The sequence below is a fragment of the Mesorhizobium sp. PAMC28654 genome (assembly GCF_020616515.1).
Taxonomy (GTDB): Bacteria; Pseudomonadota; Alphaproteobacteria; order Rhizobiales; family Rhizobiaceae; genus Mesorhizobium.
On record NZ_CP085135.1, the window covers coordinates 699,631 to 717,494 of the forward strand.

Sequence of the window (17,864 nt, forward strand, 5' to 3'; positions counted from 1 at the left end):
AATTAAGGAGGGTTTTGATCTCGTCGTCACGACGAAGGAACCAAGATGAGCCCTAAATCCTCAAGTGCCAAGAAGCCTGCCGAGCAGGTGGTAAAGGACATTCGCCGGGCGACCCGGCGGCATTTTTCAGCGGAAGACAAGATCCGGATCGTGCTGGACGGGCTGCGCGGCGAAGACAGCATCGCCGAGCTGTGCCGCAAGGAAGGGATCGCGCAGAGCCTGTATTACACCTGGTCCAAGGAGTTCATGGAGGCCGGCAAGCGCCGATTGGCGGGTGATACCGCTCGTGCTGCCACCAGCGACGAGGTCAAGGATTTGCGCCGGGAGGCCGGCGCGCTGAAGGAATGCGTCGCTGATCTGACACTGGAAAACCGTCTGCTCAAAAAAAGCATGATCGCGGATGGGGACGAGCAAGAATGAGATATCCCGCATCCGAAAAGCTCGAGATCATCAGGATCGTCGAGCAGTCACACCTGCCAACCCGCAAAACGCTGGACCGACTGGGCATCCCGCGCCGGACCTTCTATCGCTGGTATGACCGTTATGTCGAGGGCGGGCCTGAGGCGCTGCAGGATCGGCCCTCGGCGCCGAGCCGGGTGTGGAACCGCATCCCGCCTGCCATCCATGACCAGATCATCGAACTGGCGCTGGAGCAGTCCGAGCTCTCCCCGCGCGAACTGGCAGTACGGTTCACCGACGAGACGCGCTACTTCGTGTCAGAAGCCAGCGTTTACCGGCTCCTCAAGGCCTACGATCTGATCACCAGCCCGGCCTATGTGGTGATCAAGGCGGCGAACGAGTTCCACACCAAGACGACGCGACCCAACGAGATGTGGCAGACGGACTTCACCTACTTCAAGATCATCGGCTGGGGCTGGATGTACCTGTCGACCGTGCTCGACGATTACTCCCGCTACATCATCGCCTGGAAACTGTGCAGCACCATGCGGGCCGAGGACGTCACCGACACGCTGGACATGGCACTTACTGCCTCAGGGTGCGACCAGGCCCATGTGCACCACAAGCCTCGGCTGCTCAGCGATAATGGCCCCAGCTACATCGCCGGCGAACTGGCGGACTATATCCAGGACCAACGCATGAGCCATGTCCGGGGCGCTCCAATGCATCCCCAGACCCAAGGCAAGATCGAGCGCTGGCACCAGACCCTCAAAAACCGAATCCTCTTGGAGAACTACTTTCTGCCCGGCGACCTTGAGGCCCAGATCGCAGCCTTCGTCGAACATTACAACCATCGACGCTACCACGAGAGCCTGGCCAACGTAACGCCAGCCGACGCCTACTTCGGCAGGGCCGCAGCCATTATCAAACAGCGAGAAAGGATCAAACGCCAAACCATCCAACATCGGCGCTTGCAGCACCGCAAGATCGCCGCTTAACATCAACCCCAAGATGAGGCCGACACTCCGCTAATCTGCGATCCAATCTGAGCCAAATGATCTGACGACGGACACCCTCTTCCCACGGCCAGTTCAAGGTCATTGCGAAAGAGGGTTGGCTCACCCTGGAAGGCGACGCCGAGTGGCAATGCCAGCGCAATCAGGTCGAAGCCGCGGCGCGGAAGGTGCACGGCGTCAAAGGCGTCATTAATCGCGTGGTGCTGAAGCCGCGCGTGGCACCTGTAGAGACCAAGGCCAAGATCGAAAATGCATTCAAGCGAAGCGCAGAGGTCGACGCGCAGCATATCAGCGTTACCGCCGATGGTGGTGAAGTGAGCCTTTCCGGGGCAGTAAGCTCATGGTCAGAAAAACAGGAGGCCGAGCGAACCGCCTGGCGAGCACCGGGCGTTGTCAGGGTCCATAACCACATCAACATTGTCGGCTAGGTCGTCGCCTGGCCATCCAACAATGAGCGGGCTCTGAGATCCATTCTCCTAGAACGCAAATTGGAACGATTGTTGGATTGGCGTTACCAAAATGGCTGCCCGTGGAGGGCCCGCCGCGACAGTGATTGATGATGGCGACGATCAAATTCGAAGACGACGCAGTGCAGGTCGATGCCGCAATCATTGGCAAAGGGCTTGATATTGACCCTTGGGTTGTCCAATCACTCATTCGGGAAAGCAAGATAACTAGCAGGTGTGAGCGCGGCGAAGGCGCAGATGCCGGGCGCCTACGGCTGACATTCTTTTTAGGCAACCGCCGGTTCTGTGTCATTGTTGACGAAGCCGGACGGATCATCCAGCGATCTGCCATCGATTTTGGCGAGCTCGCTCTACCCAGGGCACTTCGAAGGCCGGGCGGATGAACGAGGATAAAAGAAGCCACTTTCTCATCGAATCCTCGGACCAACTTCCCCAAGTGACCGTGTTGAAGCGGCTTCCCCTGCCTAGAAAAACTCGGCGTCGGTCAAGAATCGCGGGTAGGAAAAAGGAAACGCTGGCCTGTGCCAGCCGCAGCGGCAGCGCGTGCAAGACTAGAGCGAGGTTTCCGATGCCGATAGCGATACGCTTGGCCGTTTCGCGCTGGCCATAATCCGCATTGCTGTAACGTTACGCATCTCTTACGGCGGCTGAAAGACGGGAAAGGACGAAACAAATGTTCGTCGATAGAGTGCTACCGATGGCCCGCAAAAGGCTCGTCACTGTCGGATATGATGCTCCAATGCTTGAAGCAGCACGACTGCTTGGTGGCTCACCGGACCTAGTCGTTGTTTGCGGCCACGATCGGCTTTTGAAAGGCGTGATTACGAAAACGGATATCGTAAGGCAGATAGGCCAGTGTCAGGGTTCTAGCTGCCAAATCGCGACATCGTCGGTGATGACCCAGGATGTCGCCATCTGCCGACCGGCGGACTGGTTGCACGATGTCTGGTCGATCATGAAGGAGCGCCGGCTGAAAAACATTCCCGTCATCGATGCAGAGTCTCGACCGATCGGAGTGCTCAACGCGCGAGATGCGCTTGAGGCGCTCATGCTGGAAGTGGAACAAGAAGAGACGCTTTTGCGCGATTATGTGATGTGCGTTGGCTATCGCTGATTGACCTGTGGCAACCAAGATCGATTTGGCCCCTCCAGAAAGGGCGCGAGTTCGGGCATGATTGCCATAGCCCAAGACGTAGGGCTTCCTGACTTGTTAACGCGCGCGCTGCTCCATTTTCGGGAGAAAATGAATCGCGCAAAGCCGAGACCCAAGGCCGTTTTGCGCCCAATGCACGAACCCGCTTCGCGGGAGGTCGCCTGGTTCTGAGATGGCGCGGTATTCATAGGCCTTGAGCTATCCTCCATCAGTGGCGATCAGCATCCACTTGCGCTTCCTTGACTGGGTGTCACAGGCGAACGTCCACGCATCGATCACCTCAGTGATCTGCTGGGGATCGCCGGCAACAATCGCATCATTGGCCGAGCGTGTAACGCTGACTACGTCGGAAACGAAGCGAATGGCAATCTCAGCGATACCATCCTTTTCGAGAGCACTGATGACCGTCGCTTCGCGCATGCCGATGAATGTCAACTGCAGCATCTCTTGCCGATCTCGGCGTTCGGCTGTCGCTTGCTCGAAGATGTCGAGCACTTGCGGCCCGACAAGGCGCTTTAATGTCTGCATGTCGCCGCATGCATAGGCCAACAGGACAATTTCATAAGCCGCATTGGCGCCGGCCAGAAACTTGGCGAGGTCAAAACCCGGATCAATTTTTCGGATAACGTCCAATGGCAGGTCCCCGGAAGACGTGTTTTCGATACAGCCGGTTCGTTGCCTCGTCTGCACATCGTCCCGTTTGGCCTTGTCTTCTCCCGAGCGCGGCAGAGGTTGGCCCCAACTGCCCAGCAATGCCCAATAAAACGCGATGATCGCAACGAGCAGTATCGCGTTGTTTGGATCTGCGGTCTCGTTCATGGCATTCTCCCGACGACGTGTCGAAGTATTCAGACGTCGATTTGTTCAGCGGATGAGCGGCAGCTTTTGCCACTGATGGAAGGGCGGCGGCGACGGCAATTGCCATTCGAGCGTGGTTGCCCCTTCACCCCATGGATTGGCGCCGGCCGGGCGTTTGCGTCTGAAGGCCTCCGCCACCGTGATGAAGAAGACGATGAGCCCGGCCGTTGAAATATAGGATCCGATCGATGAGACGAAGTTCCAGCCGGCGAAAGCGTCCGGATAGTCGGCAACGCGGCGTGGCATACCCGCCAGTCCAAGGAAATGCTGGGGGAAGAAGACGAGATTGACGCCTACGAACATCAGCCAGAAATGCAGCTTTCCCAGTGTCTCATTGTACATGTACCCGGTCATCTTCGGGAACCAGTAGTAGAATCCGGCAAAGATGGCGAAGGCGGCGCCCAGCGAAAGCACGTAATGGAAATGCGCGATGATGTAATAGGTGTCGTGCAGCACGCGATCAATGCCAGGATTGGCGACAACAATCCCGGTGACGCCGCCAATGGTGAAGAGCAGGACGAAACCCGTGGCCCAGAGCATCGGCGTCTTGAACTCGATCGAGCCACCCCACATGGTCGCCAGCCACGAAAACACCTTCACCCCGGTCGGAACCGCGATGACCATTGAAGCAAATGCGAAATAGCGCTGAGTGTCGACCGACAGGCCTGTCGTGAACATGTGGTGTGCCCAGACGATGAAGCCGATCATGCCGATCGCCACCATCGCATAGGCCATGCCGAGATAACCGAAGATCGGCTTCTTGGCGAAGGTCGAGATGACGTGACTGATGATGCCGAAGCCGGGCAGGATCATGATGTAGACCTCGGGATGACCAAAGAACCAGAACAGATGCTGGTAGAGGATCGGATCGCCGCCGCCTTCGGGGACGAAGAAGGTCGTGCCGAAGTTGCGGTCCGTGAGCAGCATTGTGATCGCGCCGGCAAGCACGGGCAGCGACATCAGCAGCATGAAGGCGGTCACCAGCATCGACCAGGCGAACAAGGGCATCTTGTGCAGATTCATTCCCGGCGCGCGCATGTTGAAGATGGTCGTGATGAAGTTGATCGCACCGAGGATCGATGACGCTCCTGCTAGGTGGATCGACAGGATGACGAGGTCGACCGCGGGGCCGGGCTGGCCAGAGGTCGAAAGCGGCGGATAAAGCGTCCAGCCGCCGCCATGGCCGAGTGTGCCGGGCGCCCCCGGAACGAACATCGAGGTGATGAAGAGGATAAACGACATCACCAACAGCCAGAAGGAAATGTTGTTCATGCGCGGAAAGGCCATGTCGGGCGCGCCGATCATGATCGGCACCATCCAGTTGCCGAAGCCACCGATCAGGGCCGGCATGAGCACGAAGAAGATCATGACCAGGCCGTGGGCGCTGACGACGACGTTGTAAACTGCCGGGTCGGAGAAAATCTGCAACCCCGGTTCCTGAAGTTCCATCCGCATCAGCACCGAAAGCGCGGTGCCGAGGATACCCGTCATGATCGAGAAGATCAGATAGAGTGTGCCGATATCCTTGTGGTTGGTCGAAAACAGCCACCTAACTAGAAAACGCGGCTTGTGATCGTCCAGCGATGCTGTCGTATTCGACATGGCGTCCTACCTGATCTTCATTGCAGATGAGCCGGATGAATTCCGCAACCGACGACACTTGGAACCATCGTCATGGATTGAAGAACCAGGCCCTGCCTGCGTCGCGTTCATTCATCGGTGACGATTACGTCCATCGGAATGTCGTGCGGCTGCGGATAAATGGTCTGGATCCTGCTGTTGGAGTAACCGACGCCGACGACAAACGGCCGCTTGGGCATTGCCGCCAGCGTCCTGTCAAAAAAACCACCGCCGTAGCCCAGGCGGTAATTCGCCTGGTCGAAGCCGACCACGGGCGCGATTACCACATCCGGCTGGACCGAGGGGCCATGTGATGGGACCAGGATGTTCCAAACGCCGCGCTCGAGCGGGTCGCCCGGCCCCCAGACGCGGAACTCCAGCGGCCAGCCCTTCTTGATGACGACCGGAAGCGCGATCCGTGCGCCGCGCTCGATGACCTTGATTGCCCAGTTGCGCAGATCTGGCTCGCCACGGAAAGGCCAATAGCCGCTGACGATGCGGCCGCTGACCTTGCCGATGGTGAGGTCGAGACGCGAAGCGATCCGGTCCGACTTGGCCTGCCTCTCTTCGGCATCGACCGCGAGGCGTTCATCTATCAGGCGCTTGCGTTCCGCCTTGCGCCACGGGGCGACGTCGGTCCAGGCGTCCGCCTGGATCAGTTCCGTTCCATGCCCCGGAACGACGTCATGCGTGTTGCACGACGACAACGCATATTCTCTCGTTTCGGCGTGAGTGGTTTCTTTGTCAGGCATTGCGCATCCTTGTCATCTGCCGTTGACATGCAGCGGTAAAGCCGCCTGCCCACCTCTCTGAAAACGTTGCGCCGTACGAAAAAGGAAGGCAAATGGAATTAAGTGCTGTATCAATGCAATATTATTGCACTGAAGTTGGGGGAGGCTCTGTTGGACATTGACCGCGCGCGCACTTTTCTGGAAATCGTCCATTCCGGCAGTTTTCTCAGGGCCGCCGACCGGCTTCACGTGACCCAGACCACGGTCAGCGCGCGCATACGCACGCTGGAGGAAGAGCTCGGCCGTCAGCTCTTCATCCGCAATCGCAACGGCGCGCAGCTGACGCCGGCCGGTAGGGAGTTCGAACGGTTTGCTCAATCATTCGTGCAGATCTGGGAACGGGCACGGCACCAACTCGCCATCCCCTCGGGGCGGACGAGTGTCGTCGCGCTGGGTGGAGAGCTCAGTCTGTGGAATCCTTTGCTGCTCGATTGGCTGGTCTGGATGAAGAAGGCCAAGCCGGAGATCGCGATCCATGCCCACGTCGGCGTGCCCGATCAACTCCTTGAGCAACTGCGCACAGGTGTTCTCGACATCGCCGTGCTTTACGCGCCGAAACTCTTGCCGGGCTTCAAGGTGGAGTTGCTGGTCGAAGAGCAGCTTGTCCTCGTGAGAACCAAGAACAAGGAAGGCGAACCGGCTGGCGCGAATGACTACGTCTATGTCGACTGGGGGCCGCTGTTCGCTGCGCAACATGACGCCAGTTCCACTGCGTTCGGAGAACCCGGATTGCTGGTCGGCCTCGGGCCGCTGGGGCTAAGCTATATCTTGCGCGCCGGCGGCATGGGCTATTTCAGGAAAGGCGTTGTGGCTCCCCATATCGAGGCCGGCGAGCTCGAAACCGTTGAGGGAGCGCCGGAATTCACCTATCCCGCCTACGCCGTTTATCCTGAAGCAAGCGAAACGCGACCCGACGTGCAGGAAGCTATGCGTGGCCTGAAGCAGGTTGTCAAATGATCGACCTCGCCGATAGGCGCAGTTCCGGAAAGGTGAACCACGGCCAGAATGAACATGCCTTATCCGTTCCACACCATCGGTCACTCGACGCGGTTGATCGCCGAATTCGTCGCCCTGCTGCGGGTTGCCGATATCGGCCTTGTGATCGACATAAGGTCGGTGCGGCGTTCGCGAGCGAATCCGCAGTTCAACAGCGACGTGCTGCCAGGAGAGCTGGCACCGTTCGGGATTGGATATGAAAATATTGCCGAGCTTGGTGGCCTGCGTGGCAAGGCGCACGACATTCCACCGACGCTCAACGCATTCTGGATCAACCAGAGTTTTCACAACTACGCCGACTACGCGCTGTCAGCGGAATTTCATCGGGGCTTGGATCGACTTGTGTACCTCGGCAGGCAGCGCCGTTGTGCAATCATGTGCTCGGAAGCGCTATGGTGGCGCTGCCACAGAAGGATCGTCGCGGACTATCTCCTTAGCCGCGGCGAGACCGTTTTTCATCTGATGGGCCATGACAAAGTCGAGCGAGCGCAACTCACCGACGGTGTGAGAGCTCGAGAAGACGGAAGGCTTGTCTATCCACCTTCACAGCCTTCAAGTTAGCCGGGCCTCAGGCGGCGGACGGACCTGGATCGTCGAACTCTGTTTCGAAAGCTGTTGTGACTTGGTTCGTAGCCGCTTTGTTCGGCAAGTCATCGGAACGATGGACGATCCGCAGGACCGGCCCGCCCGGCCACCGTTGGCCTGGTTCTGCACGTTGCGCCAGCTTCAACTTGTCACGTCTTGCCGCTTCCGGCTGATAGACCACTTCATGGAGGGTCAGCGTTTCAAGGCCGCCATCCGCGGCCGGAATGGTTATGGACTGACCTTCGGCCAGGCCGAGCAGCGCCAGGCCGCGCGGATTGGTGATAGGCAAAAGTGTTCCCCGTCAGCACCTGTGTCCCAGATTTGAGGTTGTGAATTAAGGAGGGTTTTGATCTCGTCGTCACGACGAAGGAACCAAGATGAGCCCTAAATCCTCAAGTGCCAAGAAGCCTGCCGAGCAGGTGGTAAAGGACATTCGCCGGGCGACCCGGCGGCATTTTTCAGCGGAAGACAAGATCCGGATCGTGCTGGACGGGCTGCGCGGCGAAGACAGCATCGCCGAGCTGTGCCGCAAGGAAGGGATCGCGCAGAGCCTGTATTACACCTGGTCCAAGGAGTTCATGGAGGCCGGCAAGCGCCGATTGGCGGGTGATACCGCTCGTGCTGCCACCAGCGACGAGGTCAAGGATTTGCGCCGGGAGGCCGGCGCGCTGAAGGAATGCGTCGCTGATCTGACACTGGAAAACCGTCTGCTCAAAAAAAGCATGATCGCGGATGGGGACGAGCAAGAATGAGATATCCCGCATCCGAAAAGCTCGAGATCATCAGGATCGTCGAGCAGTCACACCTGCCAACCCGCAAAACGCTGGACCGACTGGGCATCCCGCGCCGGACCTTCTATCGCTGGTATGACCGTTATGTCGAGGGCGGGCCTGAGGCGCTGCAGGATCGGCCCTCGGCGCCGAGCCGGGTGTGGAACCGCATCCCGCCTGCCATCCATGACCAGATCATCGAACTGGCGCTGGAGCAGTCCGAGCTCTCCCCGCGCGAACTGGCAGTACGGTTCACCGACGAGACGCGCTACTTCGTGTCAGAAGCCAGCGTTTACCGGCTCCTCAAGGCCTACGATCTGATCACCAGCCCGGCCTATGTGGTGATCAAGGCGGCGAACGAGTTCCACACCAAGACGACGCGACCCAACGAGATGTGGCAGACGGACTTCACCTACTTCAAGATCATCGGCTGGGGCTGGATGTACCTGTCGACCGTGCTCGACGATTACTCCCGCTACATCATCGCCTGGAAACTGTGCAGCACCATGCGGGCCGAGGACGTCACCGACACGCTGGACATGGCACTTACTGCCTCAGGGTGCGACCAGGCCCATGTGCACCACAAGCCTCGGCTGCTCAGCGATAATGGCCCCAGCTACATCGCCGGCGAACTGGCGGACTATATCCAGGACCAACGCATGAGCCATGTCCGGGGCGCTCCAATGCATCCCCAGACCCAAGGCAAGATCGAGCGCTGGCACCAGACCCTCAAAAACCGAATCCTCTTGGAGAACTACTTTCTGCCCGGCGACCTTGAGGCCCAGATCGCAGCCTTCGTCGAACATTACAACCATCGACGCTACCACGAGAGCCTGGCCAACGTAACGCCAGCCGACGCCTACTTCGGCAGGGCCGCAGCCATTATCAAACAGCGAGAAAGGATCAAACGCCAAACCATCCAACATCGGCGCTTGCAGCACCGCAAGATCGCCGCTTAACATCAACCCCAAGATGAGGCCGACACTCCGCTAATCTGCGATCCAATCTGAGCCAAATGATCTGACGACGGACAGGCAAAAGCATGCCAACCAGACCGGGCATGTCGCCGTGTGCGACGATGTGGGTTTCCGCAGGGCCGTCGTTTATCTGGTAAGCGACGCGGCTGCTGAGTGTCGCGACGGATGGTGGGATGTCCTCCCGAAACACTACAACTGCGTTCGAAATCTTTCGTTGAAGGAGAGCCGAGAAGGCATCGCCGGGGGCCGGATGGCGCTCCCGCATCACTTCAAGAATGGTGTAGTCCTTGGTGGTCAGCTGACAGCTATCGATGTTGGGCATGGTGCGTCTCCAGCCAGCCCGCGAAAAGGGGATCCGGCGCTAAGCAATTGATCGGTGTGGAAGCTACCCCTGCGCTGTGCCAGGATGGGCCGGCGCAGGGGTCAGACTCCCGCGATCAGGCTGCCTGCGTGATTGAGGAGACGGATGGAAACGCCCATGTCTAGACGCCGGCCGCAACCGTCAAAGATGCTGTTGCCCCCCGATCGGCTGCATCGCCTTCCGGAGCGGGCTGGCTCACGCCAAGCACCGACAGTTCGTGCTGGCGCCCATCGCGCGCGGTCCACATGATTGACTGGCCGGCCGAGAGGCCGATCAGGGCCGTGCCAATCGGCGTGAGGATTGAAACCTTGCCTTCCGAGATGTCCGCATCGCCCGGAAAAACCAGCGTGATGGTTTTGGCGTCGCCCGTGTCGGGCTTGAATGTCACCGTCGAGCCCATCTGAACGATGTCGGCGGGAACCGAACTGTCGACGACGATGCGCGCCCGCTCGAGTTCGGCGAGTAGTTCATCAGAGGCTTCCGGATTTCGTGCCGCCACAGTACTCGCAAGCATCGATAAACGCGCATGGTCCGACTGCGAGATTCTGATGTTGGGCTTGCGCCGGGTTTTCGTGTTGTCTTGCATTTGAATACTCGTGCTTCTGCTCGGACCAACTGCCCACCGATGGTGCCGACCCCGAGCCAATCGTGAAAAATCTAGTTGAAAACGCCGATACCCATAGGCCTGAGGGATCATCCCATGTGGGTGAACGCACCGCCCCTCGGCTCAGGGCGCATGGCAACTGAGCCGGGGGCTACACTCCCGCTATAGGGCAAACCCGGAAAAGTAAATCGTGACGAATTTTGACTACGGCGTTCATATGACCATAGTTGGTTAGGCAATCTTGGAAGTCAAGACTCCCTCCTTTGCGCAACTTGGCGGGCATCAGCCCTAAACTAGTCAGGACGAGCGCCGAGCAACGTTCTTATCACCAACTCTCTGCCGGCCCTGTTTATCCCGGTCCCGCTCGGTCTTTCTTCCGCCAGGTCGAGGAAGACCAGACGTTCGGCTAATGCTTTCGACAGGGCCGGGTAGGGCCCGCGATTCATACGTTTGAGCGCTGTCCGCTCCTCCTCGGTGAGATCGTCCCAGGCAACGGCCACGATGGCCTCCTTGCTTTCTACTTGTGCGGCCAACGCGATTCTGAATCTTCCAGCGACCGACTATGGATGCGAATTCGTCGAGGTCCCAAGACCTTAAGCCTATGGGACGGCGTCTGTTCCGACTATGCCGCCCTCATTTTCCAGAACGCCGATCCGCCTGACTTCCGAGCGGTTGAGTTTCAGGCGAACGCCGATGCCACCACCATTCTCGGCAATGAAAACGGCGCCGGCGTTTTCGAGCGCGGTTTGCAGCGTCTTGCAGACATCCAGGCTGGGAAGGCTGATGCGGCGTTCGAATTCCTCGATGACCGACGCATCCACGCCTGCATTGCCGGCGAGCTTTTCACGGGTCCATTCGACCAGCGCCCGAGCGGCACGGCATTGCGCACCAGTGATCATCATAAATCTCCTTCCATACCGCTTTCGGGTGCGAAATCACCGCCTGTGGAAAGTCAAGACCGTCGTGGCGCGGTGGCGGCACCATCAAAAATGCATATCGAATCCGAAAAGGGAAGGGCCGCTTCACTCATCGGAATCGAAATTATGATGCAAAATAATTATGTTAAAGCGGCAATAAATTTCGTTTGTCTTGTATGTAAGGATAAAGGAAGCTCCGGCGCAGCGAAATTGACAGGATCGAGTGCCTGCAGCAGGTCTCAACGCCAGGAGTGGGAATCTTGGCGATATCGCGCGAAGGGCACTTTAGGCTCAGCGATGATGATGGACACGCTTGTGCACGATATCGGCAGCATAGTTTCCGGCCCGGACATGCAGCGCCGTGTGGTCGGTCGAATGGTATCTGCCAACCACATCCCAATCGCCCGCGCGGATGACAACGCTCTCAAAACGCGGTTGCGTGAGGAACTGGTCCTGCAAGCACAGACCCGGCTGCCGATCACTTATGGAAGACTGGCCAAGAGCATGGTTATTTCGGGCGCGACTGGCGTGATCCGGGATGCACTCGAACAACTGATGGACGACGATGCGAACGAAGACCAGCCGTTGCTCGCAGCTGTTGCCGTGAAGGCGCTCGAACCCGGTGCCCGCTCCCTGGTTCTTCCTGAAAGCCGAGGACATGGGGCTGTTCGCTGGCGATCCGGCCGATCTGGAAGCCTATGCTTTCCACGCAAGGGAATTCTATCGCACGATCCATCACCATGCTGGTCCGTCACACGACGGGCAGGGCTCTGGAACTACCTTGCCAGCAGTTCTGCCGCCTGCAGGCAGGTAAAGGAGAATGAAATGCTGATCGCCAAGGACATCATGACGTCACCGGTCATCTCGGTAGGGCCGGACAGTACGGTGGACGAGGTCGCCGATATTCTCCTATCGCACGGGATCAGCGGCGTGCCGGTGATTGATCGAGGCGAACTGCTGGGCATCGTCAGTGAGGGAGACCTGATACGCCGGGCTGAGATCGGCACGGCGCTGCGGGGTCGTTCCTGGTGGCTTCGGTTTTTCAGCAACAACGCTGCTCAGGCGGAGGGCTATGTTAGGTCTCATTCCGCGCACGTGACAGACGTGATGACAAGGCAGGTTGCGACGGCGACAGAGAGCACCTCGATCGTCGAGATCGCCGCCCTGCTTGAAAGCAATCGGATCAAGCGTGTCCCGGTACTACGCGGCGGACAGGTGGTGGGGATCGTCAGCCGCGCTAATCTGGTGCGGGCCCTTCTCGTCGCCAGGAAACGCTCCCGAATCCCGGCCTGGCATGACGACGACAGTATCCGGCGGAAAATTCTAGACGCCTTGCGATCCGAATCATGGCCCTTGACCGGAAGTCCGGACGTGACCGTGGCCAACGGCGTGGTCACCTTCTGGGGGACTTATCTATCGGAGCAGGAGCGCAAAGCCTCGCTAATTCTGGCTGAAAACACTGCCGGCGTACGGGCTATCGATGATCACCGCATTCCCCTTGATATGACCTATGGCGTGGTCTGAAGGAGGGATGAGCGCTGGATCAGAGCATGCCCTTGACGCGGACAGTGCCGATTTCGGACGAGCAGATTCGACAGCTCGTCGGTTCCTTCTGTGGCAAGATCCGCGCCGACGCGGATCTCGGGCGGATTTTCGGGCGCGTCGTTGGCGGCGATTGGGAAACGCATCTGGCGAAGATCTGCGATTTCTGGTCCTCGGTCATGCTGACCACCGGGTACGACAGGGGAAGTCTCCTTGCGGTCAGCAAGCATATGGCTGGGTTGGAGATCGGTCTGCTCGACCGGTGCCTCGCCTTGTTTGGTGACAGTTGCGACGAATTGCCGGACAGCGAGACTGCTGGGCTCTGTTGGCTGAAGGCCGCCCACATCGCCGAAAGTTTGAAGCTCTGCTTGCTCTATCGCCCTGACCGGTCATGGCAGAGAAACGCCGCATGACGTTCGTGGTCACTGACAATTGCATCAGATGCAAATACATGGATTGCGTGGAAGTCTGTCCCGTGGACTGTTTCTACGAAGGCGAGAACATGCTCGTCATCCATCCCGATGAATGCATCGACTGCGGCGTCTGCGAACCCGAATGCCCGGCGAAGGCGATTTTTCCCGATGCCGCGCCTGGTCTCGACGATTGGCTCGCACTGAATGCTGAGTACGCATCTGTGTGGCCTAATATCGCGATCAAACGTGATCCACCTGCCGACGCCAAGGCGTTCGACGGTGAAGAGAACAAATTGGCGAAATATTTCTCGCCGGAACCCGGGCTGGGCGACTGATCAAAATGAACGCATATACGCATCGGCTCTCCCCCCTGTATCTGGGCATCGACACCGGCGGCACGTACACCGATGCCGTGCTGTGGTCGGAATCTACAGGCATCGTGGCCAAGGCCAAATCGCTGACCACGCGGCACGATCTTGCCGAGGGCATCGCCGGCGCCGTCGACGCTGTTTTGTCCGAGGCTGCCATCGAACCCGGCGCTATCAAGCTTGTCTCGATGTCGACCACGCTCGCCACCAACGCCCTCGTCGAAGGGCAGGGTGGACGGGTCGCGCTGGTGATGATCGGCTTCGCTGAAGCAGATCTTGCCCGGAACGGATTGTCAAAAGCCCTCGGCTCTGATCCCGTGATCTTTTGCTTGGGCGGACATGACGTCCACGGCGATCCGCGTCAACTGGTGCTGGACGCCCTCGTGGCTGCGCTGCCGTCTCTTGCCGACACGGTTTCAGGCGTCGCCGTGGCCTCTTATTTTGCGGTTCGCAATCCCGAACATGAGATCGCTGTACGTGACGTCATCCGCAAACATGCCGGGCTTCCGGTGACCTGTTCACACGAACTGTCGTCGAAACTCGGCGGCCCGCGTCGGGCGCTGACCACGCTTCTCAATGCGCGACTGATCTCGATGATTGATCGCCTCGTCAACGCCACCGAGGGCTTTCTGACAAGACGCGGGATCGTCGCTCCGCTCATGGTCGTGCGCGGCGACGGCGCACTTGTCACCGCTGAATTCGCCCGTGCCCGACCAATCGAGACCATCCTGTCAGGACCAGCGGCAAGCCTGGTGGGCGCACGGTACATGACCGGCATCGACAACGCAGTGGTGTCCGACATCGGCGGCACCACCACCGACATCGCCGTTCTCGACGGCGGCCGCCTGCGGCTCGATCCGGACGGCGCCACAGTCGGCGGATTGCGAACCATGGTTGAAGCCGTCGCCATGCGCACCTTTGGCCTCGGCGGAGATTCGGAAGTCTTGCTTCATGAGCGGTCGTTGGCTTCGACGATCGTCCTCGGGCCCCGTCGGCTGGTACCGCTGGCGCTCGCCGCGGTGAAACACGGTGATCCCATATACAAAGGCCTCAAGCGGCAATTGCTCAGCCCCAACACCAGCCGGCTGGACGGCCGTTTCGCGTTGCGAACAGGTGTGCCCGAGCGTCTGGCTGCGGGCCTGACTGTTACCGAGGCAAGGCTCTACGCGGACATTTCCGGAAATCCCGCTGCACTCGATCGGCTGCTCGTATCGACGTCACAGGTCGCGACACTCAATCGCCTGGTCGCGCGCGGTCTGGTGCATATCGTTGGCTTTACGCCATCCGATGCGGCCCATGTGCTCGGCCGGCAAGGGAATTGGGATCCTGTCGCGGCTCGACTGGGCGCCGAATTGTTCGCACGCAAGCGCGACGGTCAGGGGCATCGTGTCGCGAACGGCGCGGAAGCATTTTCCGAGATGGTTCTCACCGCGGTGACTCGGCGTTCGGCCGAAGCCATTCTTGAAACGGTCTTTGCCGAGGACGGGCTGGATGGCGGCGTCTCCATTGCCAATCCCCTGGTTCAGCGGGCGGTCGGCCGGCAAGGCGGCATGGCGCGGCTGTCGATCGCACTCGACCGGCCGGTGATCGGCCTAGGGGCCTCCGCCGTGCTCCATTATGCCGGTCTACCGCAATTGATCGGCAATGACTGCCGCATCGCCGAACACGCCGACGTCGCAAATGCGCTGGGTGCCGTCGTCGGGCAGGTGCGGATGTCGGCGGAAGCGCGCATCAGCCAGCCCGAAATCGGGCTTTTCCGTCTCAATTCCGGCGAGCGGCTGGACGACTATGACACCGAGGACGAAGCAATGGCTGCCGCCGAAGCCCACATTCGCGCTTTAGCAGCAGCTCTCGCCGAGCGCGCCGGGACCGACCATGCGCGGATCGAGATCGCACGGGACATAAGGGTTGCTACAATCGAAGGCGAGCGCAGTTTCGTGGAAGCCATCGTCGTCGCTACAGCCACCGGACGCCCCCGCATAGCGTCATGACGCAGATCAGGGTCGCGCAGCGCCATGGCCGGCACGTCACGAGCGCTGGAGCGCTTCGCCGGTACGAAGATCGATACAGGCCTGGTGTTAACGGATGACATCGCTCGCGCCATCGAGGATGCCCTGCAGCCGGGTGGAGTGGCCGTCGTGCTTGTCGCCGAGCATGGCTGCATGACATCGCGCGGCGTCCACGCTCACGGCACGCGCATGGTCACCAAACGCATGCTCGGCGTTTTCGACACGAACGTCGATCTCAGGCGCGAATTCCTGTCGTCCATTCCAGTGTGACGAATTTCCGGGAACCTTTGTTGTCGGGCCCCATCTATTGAAGGGCAAGGAGACTGCTCATGTCGTACGTTCGACGAGACGCGACCGAAATCATCGCTGCCTCTGGCGACCTGGAATTGGCACAGCGCGCCATGGCGCGCGACGGCGCCGCCTTCCGCACCATCATCAAGACGCATAACCAGCGGCTTTACCGCATCGCGCGCGGCGTGGTGCGCAACGACGCCGAGGCCGAGGACATCGTCCAGGAGGCCTATGTCAGGGCCTTTGCTCATCTCGAGAGTTTTCGCGGCGATGCCTCGCTCGGCACGTGGCTGTCGCGCATCGTCATCAACGAAGCGCTCGGCCGGTTGCGTAAAAGACGGCGAACGGTGGCGATGCCCGAGAACCCGCAAGCCGAGATTATCCAGTTTCCCCTCAACCCCAGCGACGATCCGGAGCGGACGATGGCGCAACGGCAGATACTGGCGCTTGTCGAACGGGCGACCGACAGCCTTCCGGATCTCTACCGGATGGTGTTCGTGGCGCGGGTGATCGAGGGCCTGAGCATTGAAGAGACTTCAGAACTACTCGGCGTGTGGCCCGAAACCGTCAAGACCCGCCTGCATCGCGCCCGCGCCCTGCTGCGCAAAGCGCTGGAGGACCAAATCGGGCCCGTGCTGCTCGATGCCTTCCCCTTTGCCGGCCGGCGCTGCGAACGGCTGACCGCCGCCGTGATGAAGCGGCTCGGCCTGGAAGGCTAACCCTCGTCGAATTCAGCTGATTTTGGCTGGAACGTTTGCCGCTACCCAGCATCCAATGACCGTCAACTGAAAACGATGCCCGGTGCGTTTTGCGCATCCGGGCGAAGGAGATGTCATGCTTATTCGTCACACCGCCGCCCTGGCCGCCTTGCTGCTGCTTGGCACTGCCCCGCTCGCGCAAGCCGCCGACAAACCAACTGACCCGCAGATCGCCCACATCGCCTATACAGCTGGCGTGATCGATGTCGAGGCGGCCAAGCAAGCGCTCAAGAAGTCGAAGAACAAGGAGGTGCTCGCCTTCGCCAAGGACATGGTTCGCGACCATGAGGCGGTGAATGTGCAAGCGCTCGACCTGGTCAAGAAACTCAAGGTGACGCCGGAAGACAACGCCACCAGCAAGGCGCTGACCAAAGCCGCCGCGGAGGAGCGGGCCAAGCTCGCCAAGCTCGAGGGCGCGGCCTTCGACAAGGCTTATGTCGACAATGAGGTGGCCTATCACAAGCAGGTCGACGGCGCTCTCGAAACCCTGCTCATCCCGTCGGCCAGCAATGCCGAGTTGAAGAGCCTGCTGGAGACCGGCCTGAAGATATTCCAGGGCCATGAGCAGCATGCCGAACATGTCGCCAGTATGCTGAAATGAGGCCGGCGCTGATGGTGCCGAAACGTCATCTTTGGATTGCACTGGCGCTGACAGTCATTGCGGCGCCGGTGAAAGCCGAAACCATCCAGGTCACCATCGACAAGCTGGTGTTCTCGCCAGCGACGGTCGAGGCGAAGGTTGGCGACACGATCGAGTGGGTGAACAAGGACATGTTCGCCCACACGGCGACCGTCAAGGGCGGCTGGGAGGTGATGATCCCGCCGAAGAAGTCCGCAAGCCTGTCATTGAAGGCCGCGGGAGCGGTCGACTATTTCTGCCGCTTCCACCCCAACATGAAGGGTCACATCGTGGTGGCGCCGTAGCAGGAGCGTGGGATCGCGGCAGGCGCCGCGATTTCACAATTTGGG

21 protein-coding genes are annotated in these 17,864 nt (G+C 59.7%); 15 read left to right on the forward strand and 6 right to left on the reverse strand.

From position 1 onward, the window contains the following. Nucleotides 1-45: 45 nt before the first annotated feature. The 4 genes from LGH82_RS03445 to LGH82_RS03460 all read left to right on the forward strand — a co-directional run bounded on the left by LGH82_RS03445 (nt 46) and on the right by LGH82_RS03460 (nt 2,996). A protein-coding gene (locus LGH82_RS03445) for an IS3 family transposase (protein WP_227344189.1) occupies nt 46-1,397 on the forward strand; the annotation gives its coding sequence in 2 pieces (ribosomal slippage) (nt 46-382 and nt 382-1,397; 1,353 coding nt in all). Nucleotides 1,398-1,498: 101 nt separating this feature from the next. Further along, nucleotides 1,499-1,843 carry a BON domain-containing protein gene (locus LGH82_RS03450; protein ID WP_227349467.1) on the forward strand — a complete coding sequence of 115 codons (345 nt, stop codon included), beginning with the start codon at nt 1,499-1,501 and terminating at the stop codon, nt 1,841-1,843. 128 nt (nt 1,844-1,971) lie between these two features. Further along, nucleotides 1,972-2,265 (forward strand): DUF6522 family protein, encoded by a 294-nt coding sequence (locus tag LGH82_RS03455; protein WP_227347301.1) that lies wholly within the window; start codon nt 1,972-1,974, stop codon nt 2,263-2,265. Nucleotides 2,266-2,579: 314 nt separating this feature from the next. Then, complete coding sequence (locus tag LGH82_RS03460) at nt 2,580-2,996, forward strand: cyclic nucleotide-binding/CBS domain-containing protein (protein WP_227349468.1); 417 nt, start codon at nt 2,580-2,582, stop codon at nt 2,994-2,996. Between the two features lie 237 nt (nt 2,997-3,233). Here LGH82_RS03460 and LGH82_RS03465 read toward each other — a convergent pair whose 3' ends face one another. From LGH82_RS03465 to LGH82_RS03475, 3 genes are all read right to left on the reverse strand, one after another. Further along, the gene (locus LGH82_RS03465; RefSeq protein WP_227347302.1) at nt 3,234-3,854 is read right to left on the reverse strand and encodes a Tim44/TimA family putative adaptor protein; all 621 of its coding nucleotides are present in this window, start codon (nt 3,852-3,854) and stop codon (nt 3,234-3,236) included. Nucleotides 3,855-3,899: 45 nt separating this feature from the next. Beyond that, complete coding sequence (gene ctaD / locus LGH82_RS03470; RefSeq protein WP_227347303.1) at nt 3,900-5,495, reverse strand: cytochrome c oxidase subunit I; 1,596 nt, start codon at nt 5,493-5,495, stop codon at nt 3,900-3,902. A 107-nt stretch (nt 5,496-5,602) separates the two neighbouring features. Then, nucleotides 5,603-6,265 (reverse strand): 5-formyltetrahydrofolate cyclo-ligase, encoded by a 663-nt coding sequence (locus tag LGH82_RS03475; RefSeq protein WP_227347304.1) that lies wholly within the window; start codon nt 6,263-6,265, stop codon nt 5,603-5,605. A gap of 150 nt (nt 6,266-6,415) precedes the next feature. Between LGH82_RS03475 and LGH82_RS03480 the strand changes: the two genes are divergently transcribed. Then, nucleotides 6,416-7,261, forward strand: a complete 846-nt coding sequence (locus LGH82_RS03480; RefSeq protein ID WP_227347305.1) for a LysR family transcriptional regulator — start codon at nt 6,416-6,418, stop codon at nt 7,259-7,261. Nucleotides 7,262-7,315: 54 nt separating this feature from the next. Beyond that, entirely contained in the window at nt 7,316-7,861 is a 546-nt protein-coding gene (locus tag LGH82_RS03485; protein WP_227349469.1) for a DUF488 family protein, read from the forward strand. Between the two features lie 7 nt (nt 7,862-7,868). Here LGH82_RS03485 and LGH82_RS03490 read toward each other — a convergent pair whose 3' ends face one another. Next, a complete protein-coding gene (locus tag LGH82_RS03490; protein WP_227347306.1) occupies nt 7,869-8,174 on the reverse strand; it encodes a hypothetical protein in 306 nt (101 codons plus the stop codon). Between the two features lie 88 nt (nt 8,175-8,262). On the opposite strand from LGH82_RS03490, the gene LGH82_RS03495 reads away from it, so the two are divergent. Next, nucleotides 8,263-9,614 (forward strand): IS3 family transposase gene (locus LGH82_RS03495; protein WP_227344189.1). Its coding sequence is split into 2 segments (ribosomal slippage): nt 8,263-8,599 and nt 8,599-9,614, totalling 1,353 coding nucleotides; the frame shifts between segments, so codons are not numbered across the junction. Here LGH82_RS03495 and LGH82_RS03500 read toward each other — a convergent pair. Together LGH82_RS03500 and rnk are read right to left on the reverse strand one after the other, a co-directional pair. Next, a complete protein-coding gene (locus LGH82_RS03500) occupies nt 9,559-9,954 on the reverse strand; it encodes a hypothetical protein (protein WP_227347307.1) in 396 nt (131 codons plus the stop codon). The genes LGH82_RS03495 and LGH82_RS03500 overlap by 56 nt on opposite strands. A 160-nt stretch (nt 9,955-10,114) precedes the next feature. Then, on the reverse strand, nt 10,115-10,579 hold the full coding sequence (gene rnk, locus LGH82_RS03505; protein ID WP_227347308.1) for a nucleoside diphosphate kinase regulator: 465 nt from the start codon (nt 10,577-10,579) through the stop codon (nt 10,115-10,117). Nucleotides 10,580-11,163: 584 nt separating this feature from the next. Between rnk and LGH82_RS03510 the strand changes: the two genes are divergently transcribed. The 8 genes from LGH82_RS03510 (at nt 11,164) to LGH82_RS03545 (ending at nt 17,819) form a co-directional block, all read left to right on the forward strand. Further along, nucleotides 11,164-13,038 carry a CBS domain-containing protein gene (locus tag LGH82_RS03510; RefSeq protein WP_227347309.1) on the forward strand — a complete coding sequence of 625 codons (1,875 nt, stop codon included), beginning with the start codon at nt 11,164-11,166 and terminating at the stop codon, nt 13,036-13,038. A gap of 26 nt (nt 13,039-13,064) precedes the next feature. Beyond that, entirely contained in the window at nt 13,065-13,469 is a 405-nt protein-coding gene (locus LGH82_RS03515) for a group III truncated hemoglobin (protein ID WP_227347310.1), read from the forward strand. Further along, on the forward strand, nt 13,466-13,804 hold the full coding sequence (gene fdxA, locus LGH82_RS03520; RefSeq protein WP_227347311.1) for a ferredoxin FdxA: 339 nt from the start codon (nt 13,466-13,468) through the stop codon (nt 13,802-13,804). The genes LGH82_RS03515 and fdxA overlap by 4 nt, the downstream gene beginning before the upstream one ends. Before the next feature lie 5 nt (nt 13,805-13,809). Continuing rightward, nucleotides 13,810-15,828 carry a hydantoinase/oxoprolinase family protein gene (locus LGH82_RS03525; protein ID WP_227347312.1) on the forward strand — a complete coding sequence of 673 codons (2,019 nt, stop codon included), beginning with the start codon at nt 13,810-13,812 and terminating at the stop codon, nt 15,826-15,828. A gap of 24 nt (nt 15,829-15,852) precedes the next feature. After that, on the forward strand, nt 15,853-16,116 hold the full coding sequence (locus tag LGH82_RS03530; protein ID WP_227347313.1) for a GTP cyclohydrolase I: 264 nt from the start codon (nt 15,853-15,855) through the stop codon (nt 16,114-16,116). 59 nt (nt 16,117-16,175) lie between these two features. Next, nucleotides 16,176-16,856, forward strand: coding sequence for an RNA polymerase sigma factor (locus tag LGH82_RS03535; RefSeq protein ID WP_227347314.1), 681 nt, complete (start codon nt 16,176-16,178; stop codon nt 16,854-16,856). 115 nt (nt 16,857-16,971) lie between these two features. Next, a complete protein-coding gene (locus LGH82_RS03540) occupies nt 16,972-17,496 on the forward strand; it encodes a DUF4142 domain-containing protein (RefSeq protein ID WP_227347315.1) in 525 nt (174 codons plus the stop codon). Nucleotides 17,497-17,507: 11 nt separating this feature from the next. Further along, entirely contained in the window at nt 17,508-17,819 is a 312-nt protein-coding gene (locus LGH82_RS03545; RefSeq protein ID WP_227347316.1) for a cupredoxin family copper-binding protein, read from the forward strand. The last annotated feature ends 45 nt before the right edge of the window (nt 17,820-17,864 follow it).